Annotated in this window: 19 protein-coding genes and 1 tRNA gene; 9 read left to right on the top strand and 11 right to left on the bottom strand. The window is 36.6% G+C overall.

Features of this window, described 5'->3' with window-relative positions; genetic code table 11:
* Positions 1–140: 140 nt before the first annotated feature.
* Entirely contained in the window at positions 141–1,304 is a 1,164-nt protein-coding gene (locus ACFIMM_RS05545; protein ID WP_375613717.1) for a phosphoserine transaminase, read from the bottom strand.
* A gap of 401 nt (positions 1,305–1,705) precedes the next feature.
* Between ACFIMM_RS05545 and ACFIMM_RS05540 the strand changes: the two genes are divergently transcribed.
* Positions 1,706–1,781, top strand: a tRNA-Phe gene (locus tag ACFIMM_RS05540).
* An 83-nt stretch (positions 1,782–1,864) separates the two neighbouring features.
* Here the strand turns inward: ACFIMM_RS05540 and ACFIMM_RS05535 are convergent.
* The 7 genes from ACFIMM_RS05535 to ACFIMM_RS05505 all read right to left on the bottom strand — a co-directional run bounded on the left by ACFIMM_RS05535 (position 1,865) and on the right by ACFIMM_RS05505 (position 5,875).
* Positions 1,865–2,062: a helix-turn-helix transcriptional regulator gene (locus ACFIMM_RS05535; protein ID WP_375612052.1), complete on the bottom strand. Its 198-nt coding sequence runs from the start codon at positions 2,060–2,062 to the stop codon at positions 1,865–1,867.
* An 80-nt stretch (positions 2,063–2,142) separates the two neighbouring features.
* The gene (locus ACFIMM_RS05530) at positions 2,143–2,421 is read right to left on the bottom strand and encodes a hypothetical protein (protein WP_375612051.1); all 279 of its coding nucleotides are present in this window, start codon (positions 2,419–2,421) and stop codon (positions 2,143–2,145) included.
* Positions 2,418–3,149 (bottom strand): phage antirepressor KilAC domain-containing protein, encoded by a 732-nt coding sequence (locus ACFIMM_RS05525; protein WP_375682758.1) that lies wholly within the window; start codon positions 3,147–3,149, stop codon positions 2,418–2,420. The genes ACFIMM_RS05530 and ACFIMM_RS05525 overlap by 4 nt, the downstream gene beginning before the upstream one ends.
* Before the next feature lie 356 nt (positions 3,150–3,505).
* Positions 3,506–4,234, bottom strand: coding sequence for a Rha family transcriptional regulator (locus tag ACFIMM_RS05520; RefSeq protein WP_375628403.1), 729 nt, complete (start codon positions 4,232–4,234; stop codon positions 3,506–3,508).
* Positions 4,227–4,661, bottom strand: coding sequence for an antA/AntB antirepressor family protein (locus ACFIMM_RS05515; RefSeq protein ID WP_375613828.1), 435 nt, complete (start codon positions 4,659–4,661; stop codon positions 4,227–4,229). The genes ACFIMM_RS05520 and ACFIMM_RS05515 overlap by 8 nt, the downstream gene beginning before the upstream one ends.
* A 65-nt stretch (positions 4,662–4,726) precedes the next feature.
* Positions 4,727–5,101, bottom strand: a complete 375-nt coding sequence (locus tag ACFIMM_RS05510) for a hypothetical protein (protein WP_375613829.1) — start codon at positions 5,099–5,101, stop codon at positions 4,727–4,729.
* A 156-nt stretch (positions 5,102–5,257) separates the two neighbouring features.
* Entirely contained in the window at positions 5,258–5,875 is a 618-nt protein-coding gene (locus ACFIMM_RS05505) for a helix-turn-helix transcriptional regulator (RefSeq protein WP_375613830.1), read from the bottom strand.
* Between the two features lie 109 nt (positions 5,876–5,984).
* Between ACFIMM_RS05505 and ACFIMM_RS05500 the strand changes: the two genes are divergently transcribed.
* The gene (locus ACFIMM_RS05500) at positions 5,985–6,236 is read left to right on the top strand and encodes a helix-turn-helix transcriptional regulator (protein ID WP_375628405.1); all 252 of its coding nucleotides are present in this window, start codon (positions 5,985–5,987) and stop codon (positions 6,234–6,236) included.
* Positions 6,237–6,291: 55 nt separating this feature from the next.
* Positions 6,292–6,696 carry a hypothetical protein gene (locus tag ACFIMM_RS05495; RefSeq protein ID WP_375613831.1) on the top strand — a complete coding sequence of 135 codons (405 nt, stop codon included), beginning with the start codon at positions 6,292–6,294 and terminating at the stop codon, positions 6,694–6,696.
* Here the strand turns inward: ACFIMM_RS05495 and ACFIMM_RS05490 are convergent.
* Entirely contained in the window at positions 6,693–7,568 is an 876-nt protein-coding gene (locus ACFIMM_RS05490; RefSeq protein WP_375613832.1) for a hypothetical protein, read from the bottom strand. The two genes, ACFIMM_RS05495 and ACFIMM_RS05490, sit on opposite strands and share 4 nt — an antisense overlap.
* A gap of 29 nt (positions 7,569–7,597) precedes the next feature.
* On the opposite strand from ACFIMM_RS05490, the gene ACFIMM_RS05485 reads away from it, so the two are divergent.
* The 5 genes from ACFIMM_RS05485 (at position 7,598) to ACFIMM_RS05465 (ending at position 10,570) form a co-directional block, all read left to right on the top strand.
* Positions 7,598–8,077, top strand: a complete 480-nt coding sequence (locus ACFIMM_RS05485) for a crossover junction endodeoxyribonuclease RuvC (RefSeq protein ID WP_375627943.1) — start codon at positions 7,598–7,600, stop codon at positions 8,075–8,077.
* Positions 8,067–9,104, top strand: a complete 1,038-nt coding sequence (locus tag ACFIMM_RS05480) for a hypothetical protein (RefSeq protein WP_375692657.1) — start codon at positions 8,067–8,069, stop codon at positions 9,102–9,104. The genes ACFIMM_RS05485 and ACFIMM_RS05480 overlap by 11 nt, the downstream gene beginning before the upstream one ends.
* Positions 9,046–9,564: a hypothetical protein gene (locus ACFIMM_RS05475; protein WP_375627947.1), complete on the top strand. Its 519-nt coding sequence runs from the start codon at positions 9,046–9,048 to the stop codon at positions 9,562–9,564. Before ACFIMM_RS05480 ends, ACFIMM_RS05475 begins: the two co-directional genes overlap by 59 nt.
* 156 nt (positions 9,565–9,720) lie before the next feature.
* On the top strand, positions 9,721–10,068 hold the full coding sequence (locus ACFIMM_RS05470; RefSeq protein ID WP_375692656.1) for a hypothetical protein: 348 nt from the start codon (positions 9,721–9,723) through the stop codon (positions 10,066–10,068).
* Positions 10,055–10,570: a hypothetical protein gene (locus ACFIMM_RS05465; RefSeq protein ID WP_375682509.1), complete on the top strand. Its 516-nt coding sequence runs from the start codon at positions 10,055–10,057 to the stop codon at positions 10,568–10,570. The genes ACFIMM_RS05470 and ACFIMM_RS05465 overlap by 14 nt, the downstream gene beginning before the upstream one ends.
* Positions 10,571–10,695: 125 nt before the next feature.
* Here ACFIMM_RS05465 and ACFIMM_RS05460 read toward each other — a convergent pair whose 3' ends face one another.
* Together ACFIMM_RS05460 and ACFIMM_RS05455 are read right to left on the bottom strand one after the other, a co-directional pair.
* Positions 10,696–11,001: a BrnA antitoxin family protein gene (locus ACFIMM_RS05460; RefSeq protein ID WP_273756873.1), complete on the bottom strand. Its 306-nt coding sequence runs from the start codon at positions 10,999–11,001 to the stop codon at positions 10,696–10,698.
* Complete coding sequence (locus ACFIMM_RS05455; RefSeq protein ID WP_006925654.1) at positions 10,979–11,278, bottom strand: BrnT family toxin; 300 nt, start codon at positions 11,276–11,278, stop codon at positions 10,979–10,981. The genes ACFIMM_RS05460 and ACFIMM_RS05455 overlap by 23 nt, the downstream gene beginning before the upstream one ends.
* A 194-nt stretch (positions 11,279–11,472) precedes the next feature.
* Here ACFIMM_RS05455 and ACFIMM_RS05450 point away from each other — a divergent pair.
* On the top strand, positions 11,473–11,593 hold a 121-nt coding region (locus tag ACFIMM_RS05450; RefSeq protein ID WP_375692659.1), incomplete at its 3' end, for a single-stranded DNA-binding protein.

Genomic DNA, 11,593 nt, shown 5'->3' with positions numbered 1-11,593 from the left:
CATTCATTCCCCGTCTTAATCTTTTACAATTCATGTAATATTTAGAGGCTGTTTGTCTGATACAAGAATACGAAAGATCATCATAATCTCTCGTATCCTTTTTTGTTTAAAAACACGTTGTGAAAATCAACAGTAATTATTTAAAGCTGTGCTTTTTCAACTTGGAACGCCCACTCAAGCCATTGTGTTAAAATTTCAAGATCGGAAGCCTCAATTGTTATACCCGCCCAAATTCGAAGCCCAGGAGGAGCATCGCGATACGAACCGATATCATAAGCAACCCCTTCCTCATCAAGACGCTTCACAACCGCTTTTATAAAAGATACTCGCTTTTCCGTATCCAAAGCAGTAATCACTGGATCCACAATATCTAAACAAATAGCGGTGTTAGAACGCACTTCAGGATCTTTTGCCAAATATTCTAACCATGGCGTTTTGCGAACAAAAGCATCAAGTACAGAAAAATTTTTCTCAACCCTTGCTCTTAATGCCGCTGCACCTCCTAGAGATTTTGCCCACTTCAACCCATCAAGAAAATCCTCAACACAAAGCATAGAAGGTGTATTGATGATCTTTCCTTTAAAAATATCTTCGTTCAATTTTCCATTTTTTGTCATATAGAAAAGTTGGGGCATAGGCCAAGCTGGAACATGATTCTCAAGCCTCTCAACAGCACGAGGACTTAAAATCACCATACCATGTGCAGCCTCACCTCCCAAAACTTTCTGCCATGAAAAAGTAACAACATCTAATTTTGAAAAATCAAGATATTGCGCAAAAGCTGCCGATGTTGCATCACAAATGGTCAATCCAGCCCGCTTATGCGGAATGAAATCCGCATTAGGAATACGCACACCAGAAGTTGTCCCATTCCATGTAAAAACAACATCCCGATCAAAGTCAAGTTGTGTTAAATCTGGTATTTCACCATAAGGAGCTTCAAAACGACGCACATCAGAAAGCTTTAATTGCTCGACAACATCTTTATTCCACCCAAACCCAAAACTTTCCCACGCTGCCATATCAATGCCACGCTCACCTAATAGAGACCATAGAGCAGCCTCAACAGCACCGGTATCTGATCCTGGCATAATTCCTATACGATGATCAGAAGGAACCTCAAGAATCTCACGGGTTAAATTAACAACTTCAGCAAGTTTTAATTCTGCTTCTCTAGATCTATGTGAACGCCCAACTAATGCATTTTTAAGAACATCAAGAGTCCAACCAGGCCGTTTGCTACAAGGGCCTGAAGAAAAATTAGTATTATTGGGACGATTACTTGGTTTTTGTAACATTATCATTATTTCTCCCCTTTTAGATGTTTTTCTTTCTTTATAAAGAAAAACAAATTATTATAAAGACTAATCAATAATCTTTTTAGAAAAAAGTCAAAAATGTTGTCTCTTATTTCGTATGCTTAAAATTTAGGGAAACTTTATAAAAAAATCTTTCTTAATCATTCTTCTCGATTGATTCTCTTAACTTTTTTTCGTATCACCACCACGATAAGACAGCATTCTAATAACAATACACTAAAGTGTCCAATATACCTATCAAATTTATTTTATGATAAAGATTCATTGATAACGCTCTAGAATAGGGAGATAAACTTATTAAAAAATCAATTATTTTTCTTTTGATGACTGGACAGAGAAAATTTTAATGTTATAACCGCAAACGCTTTATATTTTTTATGAAGCATGCCCAGATAGCTCAGTTGGTAGAGCAGCGGACTGAAAATCCGCGTGTCCGTGGTTCGAATCCGCGTCTGGGCACCACTTTTTGTGTTTAAAATATTGAAATATACAGTTTTTTTCTTTAAATAACCATTTTTAGACCACCTTCTACAGTTTATATAATTTTATCTAATTTGCTCCTTATTTTTCTTTGGAGTGAAGGCTAAGATCTTTTTCTTTCTCCACCTCACTGCTCTCCCTAGCTTATATGGCTCCGGAAACAAACCCTGAAGCACCCAATTGCGAATCGTTGTTGTGGATACACTAAAAAGCTGTGCACACTCACGTGTCGTTACATATCTATCTCCATCATCAAATATCATCTCATTACCTTTCTCTTTTTTATGTTACTTAATCCCCTCCTCGTCCTATAGGACGAGGAGATGAAATCAATTGTTTAAAACTAAGCCGCTTTCGTGACGGGCTTCTGCAAACTCGGATCATAAGCTCGCAACAAAGAATCCATTCTATGGGGCAGCTCTGAATCTCCAAAATCCGTTAAAACTGCTAGAATCTTTGTAATATTTGGAATTTCATCTTGAAGTTTTAAAATCAAAGCTTTTTCTACTATGCTCATGATGTCAACCAAGTCACTACAGTCTTTGTCATCTACGTATTCACAATTGATAAACTGAGACAACGCTATCCACAAATCACATAAAAAGTCGATACTGGTATTCATTGCACACCCCCAAAGATTTGTTCTCTCAAACAAGCCAATCCTCTGGATGTGATTTTTGTTGAAGGGAGTACCTTTTCTGTACCATCTGGTCTTTGGATAGTGATAGCAGGACAGTCCATGAAACCTTTTTTGATTTTATCCTGATAAGGTAACAGAGGCGCCCCTGGAGCCCGTCGATACACCCAATCATGTTTACGCAAGTAATTGGTTAAGTCCTTTGGGCGCACCTCCAACATCTTCGCTGCTTCGATAAGACCGAATAAAACATCAGAGCGTTTTAAACCTTCCAAAGCTTCTGCTTTAGGCTTGAGTGTACTCACCTCATTTCTTAAGTCTTCTAATTGATTGATACTCTCTAAAAGGAGCTGTTTAATCGTAAGAGGATTTTCCAAAGCATTGGCAAGATTTATTTGTGGTGTTGCTACTTGTCTTTCCAATTCTTGCCAGCGGTCAATAATCTTTGCTCGTAAAGCAGTGCTGTAACCCGAAACAAGAATTAAACACTCACGTTTGGGAAGATTGTAGCAAGGAAGAGTACGACCTATTGAATCTCTGTAGAATCCTGCAAATTCACTCAGCTCAATTTTGAGCTCAGTGAGTATTTGCCGAATATCCCGCATAACATTCCGATGTTCTTTACCACATAATTCTGCAATTTCACGACTCGACATAGTCTGAGTGGTAGCACTATTAGCAGTGCTTTCTTTAATTTCTATAAGTGTGTTCACTGTGAACTCCTTGGTAATAGAGGTTTTCTATTGACACTCTAAAAGAGTGCCGGGTGCTAGAAAACACGGTACCAAGTCCGTCGTCACACCTTTCCCGTGAGGGTATTGTATAGTGTAACTACACCCGACAAGACCGTTATATGCTACAGCATATAATGAGTCAAAATCTTTAATGTTCAGAAGACTGATTATTTCGGCAACCAATCCGCTTGGTATTTTAAGGTGTTTTCTAGGCACCTGATTCGGTAATAGACATACTGATAGTATTTTGTCAAATAAAAAATTAAAAAATCGGCGCTTATAAACTATATCGATTTTATCAGTAAATTCGTATTTCTTTTCCATAATTGTTGCTTTTAATGCATGCTTTGTCTTTTAAGCTCTTGAGACAGCACACCAATTCCTTTTGCTGTGATTTTTGCGCAAGGAATGACCTTTTCTATTCCACTTGCGGTTTGAAATGTGATGGTTGGACAATCCATAAGTTTCTTTTGGATTTTGTCTTGATAAGGAAGCAAATTTCCACCTGCTGCTCGTCTGTAAACCCAACCTTTTTGCTGTAAGAAGAGAATGAACTGTTTTGGTTGCATCTCGAGTATTTTAGCGGCTTCTGTAAGACCGAAGAGTCCATTATGACGCTGTAAGCTTTCAAGAGCCATTGCCTTTGGTTTTAAATTTGCAATAATGTTATCTTTTTGTTCATTTTCATTTTTGAGATACGTTAAAACACCAAGCATAACTTGAGGACTTGAATAGTCGATTTGTGGTGTTACTACTTGCTTTTCCAATTCTTGCCAACGGTCTATAATCCTAGCACGTAATGTCATGCTGTAACCAGAAACTAAAATGAGGCATTCGCGTTTAGGGAGGTTGTAACAGTTTTGGGGCTTACCCTGTTTATCTAAATAGGTGGATCCAAATTTGGATTGCCCCCCTTCAGGATATAATTCTCCTAACATTTGTCGAATATCACGCATAATATGCGCATGTTGCTTACCGCATAACTCTGCAATTTCACGACTAGACATCGTTTGAACTGTTGTGTTTTGAAAATTTCTTTCAGATGTTGTGATAAAATTATGCATGCTTCACTCCATTCGTTGTGACAACATTGTCATTGTGCTTGATTTGCTGTCTTAGATGTCTTAAGAAATCTTCTAATGTTTCAGGATTTGAATAATCGATTTTTGAATTTACTTTTTTTTCGCATTTCAGAAAATATTCACGCACTTGTTTACCTTTGAGACCAGGTTCACAAATGGCAATGTGTTTTGCTGTGTCTAAAGTGAGAGCATAATCTTTAAAAGGATTTCCACGTGAGGAGTTTGATAATTCTTTAGTAGAAAGTACAAAGTCGACATCTTCTCTAAAGCTAAGTTCTTTAATACAGTTTGTTATCCACTTTCTAAACTCGGTTTTTACCTCTAAAAAGGTATATAAATCACGAGCGCTAATAGTTTGAACCTTTTGATGCTGAATAATATTGTATTGAGTAGCAAGAAGCTTTTCCATTACGAACCTCATGTTGATGGGATTGATGAATGAAAGGGGGCGCTTTTAAATGCGCCCTTCAGAATTTAAAGCACATCACAAGGACGCAAACGGTGTTGTTGTTCGTAAGTACCGTAAATCTCATCATTATATTTTTCGTCTGCGATCTCGTCTAAAAGTTCTTGGTAAACATCACTTTCGCGTACAAAGTCATGAACCTCACTATCCTCATGGAGATGTTCGATATTTTCTTTTACATATGCTTCTGCAATCTCTTCAGAGATATCTTCACAATTATTCTCAGAAGGATTGATGCGAAAGATTTGGATTGCATCATCTACCTCATCAACAATGCTTAGAATTTGGCTTGCATCAAGTGGTCCAGACTCTGCAATGTGTTGATCTTTATCGTAGGCAACTAATAAAATTTCATTGGAATTTATAAGAATTGGCTTATCCATAATTTTTCCTCCCTAACGCCTCTTGGCGATTGTTTGTGCGTGGTTTATATAATTACTTATATAACTATAATTATAAAATAGCAAGCAAAAAATTATAAAAAGTTATATTTTTATAAAAAATATTATAATATCTTGCTGAATAAGAGGGGAGGATAATTAGCGATAAGTCCGAATCATCTTGCTGTAAGAACTTATTGGCAAAATAGCAAATATCTCTCCAACCCACACAATTTTAACATTCTTAATAGGTAAGGCATTCCAAGAAAGCAGATCTATTTCACCATTCATTCCCCTGCTAATCTGCTTTATATATCTTTTATTATCATGTGTTAAAATAACGGCTTCTTTGCCAAAAAAGGATTCTATTGTTTTAATTTGGCGCCGTCTTACGATAACCATATCTCCATCTTTATAGGCTGGAATCATAGAATCTCCTTTAACTTCAAAAGCAACCATATCATCAGGTAAAGCAAAAGGAATTTCTACTTGTTCAAGACCATCTTCAGGGATTTGTTCAAAACTTGGATCTATCTGTGTTCCTGTTCCAATATACCCCATAAGAGGAACAAAAGTTGTGAAGTGATTATCCCCTTTTAGTTCTTTATATAATTCTAAAATGGCATCTCGATTAGAGCCGCGTGGATCAGAATCTTTTAACCACTTAGACACTGAAGCTTGTGTTACGTTTAGCCGTTTGGCTACATCTTCTTGCGTTAAGTTAAACTCGGTCAAAATCTTTTTTAATGTGCTTATGATATTAGATTTATTACTCATACTTCTGCTTACCTTATTTTTTTATCGTTGATAAAGATAATTTTCATTGACTTTATATAACTATAATTATATGAATAAAATAAGACAAAGCTGTAATTGGAGCTTGTAAATGGATCAACGAGAAGATTTTAAGAATTTGACTAAGTCAATACGGGGCAAATTTAATTGGACACAATCAGAAATGGCGAAAATGCTTGGTGTAACTCAAGCAGCTGTTTGCAAGTGGGAAAAAAGAGGATCTATCTCCGTAATAAATTATCTCAAGCTGCAAAAGTTGAAGGATAGTTCTAGCCCTATGCCTGCTTTTACTACTTCTCCCACAGAAAAGAATGAACATCAACAGCATCATTCACATTCTTAAAGAAGAAAGATCAGAGATGATAGATGTCCTACAGATCACTATAAGCAAAGTCCAGTTGATTGATCTTGTTAATAAGATTGGACAGGAAACCATATATTATGGTCTCCGTTCGCCTGAAGATGCATGTTTTGAAATAAGGATAGATCCCTCATCAACAGGTTTTCTTGTCTATATGCTGCATAGTATCTTTGCGCGTGATGATAGAAAATATTTTCCGTTATTTCCGTACGATGATTTTAATCAATGGTTTTTATCTGTGTTTACGCAAGCTTTTACAACTTGGTTTGATAATTATTTTTCTCAAGAGTTGTCATCTTTTTATCGCTTAAATGAGCTGATCTTGTTTACAGCCTTAGTCAAAAGTAAGCTTGATTTCTTAAGGGATAAACTCATCGAAAAAAGAAAAGAAGAAATTGAATTAATAGATGATGCATGCAGTGTGTGTCTGAATCTGAGTTAATCCAATTTTTTAAAGTCTATGAGGTCGGTTTGTGTCGTTACAGTCATTGTTGTTTCTGGTTTCAATGGGGATGTATGAGTAATGATTAAAGTAACTTGGGCTTTTATATCTTCTTCACGCGCAGCTACAAAAATAAGGATTCCTGTGTACTTATCTTCTGAGGGAGCTATAGAAATATTAACATCGATTTCTTGTCCCGTTCGAAAATCCTTTGCTTTCTCACAGTATCCGGATGATATTGTGTGTGACGTTGGTCTGGCATCAGGATTAACATATGGTGATTGCATTTGCCGCAATCTTATTTCCGGTTTGTATCTAATGCCATATCCAAGAATAAAGCGAGAACCATCTTTTAGCTTTATATTTAAAACGTGGATGACAGTTTGTGCATTGTTTTTTATCTTTAAACAAAGAAGCGTCCACTTGCCTTTTGTTGGCAAGTGGGGTCCAGTTATATATATAGAAGGTGGCGTTCCTAAATCCTCTACTCTTTTGTTATCTAACAAAATTTTAATATGTTCTTCTGACCATTTGGCAAGATCTTTTGTCGATATTGCTTGCTCTTTAAGGACTATCGTCTGTTCTTGGCTTTCTGCAAATTGCTTGCTTATCCATTCTCTATCTTCTTCTCGTTTTTTTGCAGCTGTTTCTAAATCATCTTTGCGGATTTTAGCGGCTTCTTTACGGTCTTTATTTCTTAAAATAAGCGCTACTGAAAGAGATCCGATAAATGACAGGAAACCTGTAAGAAATATCTTTATCCATTCTTGTATCATAACTCCCCCCACTTTTTTAGAATCGTTGGGAGGATACTTTTTCAAAAACATTTTTTCAAGACAAGCAATCACAACACGTTCTGTCATAACACACATATAAATACGTAGAGCCTTAAGGGGGGATTATGATCACTAACGCACAAACCATTTTATATCTTGATCTAGGGACCAAGACAGGCTGGGCAATATGCGGTGCGGATGGTCACATAACAAGCGATACAGAAGATTTTCAATCACGCCGTTTTGAAGGCGGTGGTATGCGTTATTTACGCTTTAAACGGTGGCTTACTGAACTAAAGAGATCTGTTGATGAAATTGACGCGGTATATTTTGAAGAGGTGCGCCGGCATGTGGGTACAGACGCTTCTCATATTTACGGAGGCTTTCTAGCAACCTTAACAGCGTGGTGTGAACATCATCAGATACCATATGAAGGCATTCCTATTGCTACCATTAAGAAAGCAACGACAGGCAAAGGAAATGCTTCAAAAGAAGAAATGATTAAGGCGGTATGTGCAAAAGGACATGTGCCTAAAGATGACAACGAAGCAGATGCTTTAGCAATTTTATATTTAATGAAAGAAGGGGATATACATGTCCAGTAAAATACCATGGACGAGACTGTTTGCCGATAAATGGGCGGTGGTCGTCGATTATTTACCTCCTGTAGAAGGTAATATCTATATGAGATTGCGATTTCGCATGCTTCGTACTGGTGAACCTCTTTTTTGTAATATTAAAGTTTTATCTCATTACACTGGTTATTCAGTAAAGAAATTTGAGACAGCATTGAATGTTTTGCTAGAAGAGGGATACATCATTCGTTTAGAAGATGGTCGTTTATGGAATCTCGATGTTGAAGAAGAATTAAAAAATTGCAATGAGAATTTAAATAAACTTTCAGAAAAAGCTATAAAAGCTGCGAATACTAAGAGAAAAAAACATAAAGATGACTCATCAAAAGACCATGATGATGTCATGATGAAACACATTAACATAGACAATAACATATATAATAAAAAAACTAAAACTAACGTTTTAGCAAAAAAAGAAATTGGTTCTGAAAGTTTAGAAACAAACGAACAGGTTGACGAGCCAACAGAGGTTGCTGCTGTTGAGACCACATCAGAGCAAATCACAACGGGTGTAGACAACCAACCTCCCATTCACGAGCAAGAGAACGTTCCCAAAAAAGCAAAACGAGCGCAAGCTAATCGCGGTTGTCGATTGCCTACGGATTTTGAACCGGATTACGATTTTGCCATTGCAGAGGGCTTGCCTCCAGAGCGCGTGAAAGTCGAAATCGCAAAATTTCGAGATTATTGGCGTTCAAAAGCCGGAGCAAATGCAACCAAAACCGATTGGCAAGCAACATGGCGTAACTGGGTACGAAAGGCTATCGAGGTTTTAGAAAAAACAAAAAACACGAACAACAATGGTGGAAACAATGGAAATTACACTCAAAAGCAAAAAAGCATTGGGGAGCGTATCGCAGACAGTCTCCTTGATATCGGAAATCGAGGGTATTTTGAAACACATTCATGCGATGATACCTCCGAGCGGTCCGTTTGTTTTGAAGGATGGCAGCCAATTAACGAAACAGCAGGAATCGATTGCTTTAGAGGCTGGTGATCAATTGCAAGAGCTCTTCGCCGTGAAAGCAGGTAAAGAGGATATAGCAAAAGCTATTCGCATGCTGTCGTGTGGTTTGAAAATAGCACAACAATCAGACCATGAGGGAATGGCGTTGACCTATGGAATGGTTTTGGAAAATGTCTCTGCATGGTCACTGATGACAGTGGTCAAACGGATTTTATGTGATGAAATAAATTGTTTATCCGATACGTTTTTTCCGAGCACACGAGAACTTGTCAGGTTGTGTCGTGATTTAGAAAACGATCTTTTGAGAAAAGCCAATTTTGTACGCAATGCTGTTTTGAGATTCCGTGAAAAGGAGTTGAAAGAACAAGCAGGGAAAGAGCATTCAACGCCTATAACGCTTGTTCACAAGCAAGAGCTTGAAGAAACTTTAAATGGCATTGGTGGGATAATGAAACGCTTTGGTTCACAGCAAACTAGTGAAAAGTGCTGATCATTTTACGATTAGACGTACATTTAAATCGACAAAAAGGTACCGTACAAAGCGATTTAAAGATTTTACGATGAAAACCATATCTGTAATATAAAACGCTCTGTACGGTCAAATTTTAGGTAAATAGACCAATTGGTAAAATTATGGACTAAAAACATGAGAATATTAAAAGACCTGTTCTTAAAAAAGCGTAAACAACCAATGCAAAAAGAGTTTATTGCAACAGCTGTTGGTTATGTTCCTTGGGGGGACGGAGCAGAGGAGTATTTTTACAACCTCTACGAATATGAAGACGGCACAAGAGAGTGTGAAAAGTTTGATGGCGGCCAGTATTATACCACACCAGAAAATGCGGATTTTAGTACCAAAGCGCAAGTGAAAGCATGGGTTTACGGTGGTGGTATTCCGAAAAGCATTCTCAATTACGAACCTCTTATAGACGAGATCAATAAAGAGATCAAAAAATTACCGAAAACCACAGGAAATAAATATGTTTACAGATAAACAGCTAAGAGCCTTGTTTGGCATTATAACTTTTATATTTTTATGTTTTTTAGGAATTAAAAAAAATCCCTACTTTATTCAAAGTATTTTGATATTTGCATCTTTTGGTTTGATAATAGTAACAAATATTTTTGTAATTTTATGCAATTCTCATATTCCTTTTGAGTTGCAGAACAATCCAAAATACAAACGCAGCAACACAACAGGTTGGAAGACATTAACACGTGATTTACAACAGTATATGCACAGACTTTTAAAGCTAATAAGTTTAGCGCTTGTCGTTTTAATTTTTCCAAATAGTTATAAAGAAACTGTTTCTTTACCTTTCATTTCTAAGTACGTGGAGTATAAGCTTTCTTTTCCATTGGATACTGTACTTTGGTACTCAGATATTGCTCTTTGGTATTCTTTTTTAGTTTGTGTATTTTTCCTTATGTTACGTACACGCAGTTTAATAAATATATCTATTTACACACTACAGTGCTCAGTTAAAAAGCTATAGTAAAATTTCCGATTTTATAAAACTGTTCAGATTACGTTGTCTCTTCTCAACGTTCATAGATGAGATCAACAAGGAGATAAAAAACTATCGAAAGCAGTTTGATACTCTTTGTAGCAGGAAAGAGGTCAACGCATTGAACGAAGCATGGCGTCACGTAAAATTGCGTTAATCCGTGTTTGATATCCTTTCCCTTGACTTTTAAGCCACGCTAGAACGTCTGAATCCACACGTACTGTTGTGACAGTTTTGGTTGGTTTATAGAATGGATTGCGAACGGCGTTTTTCCAGAATGCATCATTGAGTGACGGAATATCACTATGATCAATTGCACTGTCCGGCATTGCAGCTAGCTTATCAACTTCAACTCTCTGTTTATCTGTCAAAGGTGATAAGTTACCTACATCAATTTCATAAAGAACTTTCTTCTTCATAACGTTTCCTTTCTTTCGAGTTAGCTCGCCGCGCTGAAATAATACGGATTACTTCTATACCATCTTTATCATCATGGACAGTATGCGCCACGAGCAGCAGTAAAAAACCATCCACAAGACCCAAAGTTTGCCAACGATATTCTCCGTTTTCAATACGGTCTTGTTTAACCATGGCGAACGGGTCTGCAAAAACACGAGCAGCAATTTCAAAACTGACACGGTGCTTTCTAAGATTACTTTTTGCTTTAGTTTCATCCCATTCAAATCTTATTTTCATATCTTATGTTAATACATTTATGTATGTATTTCAAGAGTTTTAAATGAACACTGAACTATTTATGTTTTTTTGCATATTAAATATAATTTTATATGTTAAAAAACAATAATATCATTTTGAAATAATTGAAAAAATAAGCAAATCATGCTAAGATTTTCTATGTATTAAAGTACAAGTTTAAGGTAAGAAAAAACATGCTAAATAAAGTGACATTAATCGGGCGTTTAGGTGCTGATCCCGAAAGCAAAACAATGAATTCTGGAGCAGAAATAGTCAATTTTAGTATAGCGACTTCTGAGAGCTATACAGATAAAA

Origin of the sequence: Bartonella sp. AP258QHHD, assembly GCF_042196145.1 — a bacterium.
Taxonomy (GTDB): domain Bacteria; phylum Pseudomonadota; class Alphaproteobacteria; order Rhizobiales; family Rhizobiaceae; genus Bartonella.
Note: the sequence above shows the minus strand (reverse complement) of the source record. Positions and strands in the feature narration are given on the sequence as shown.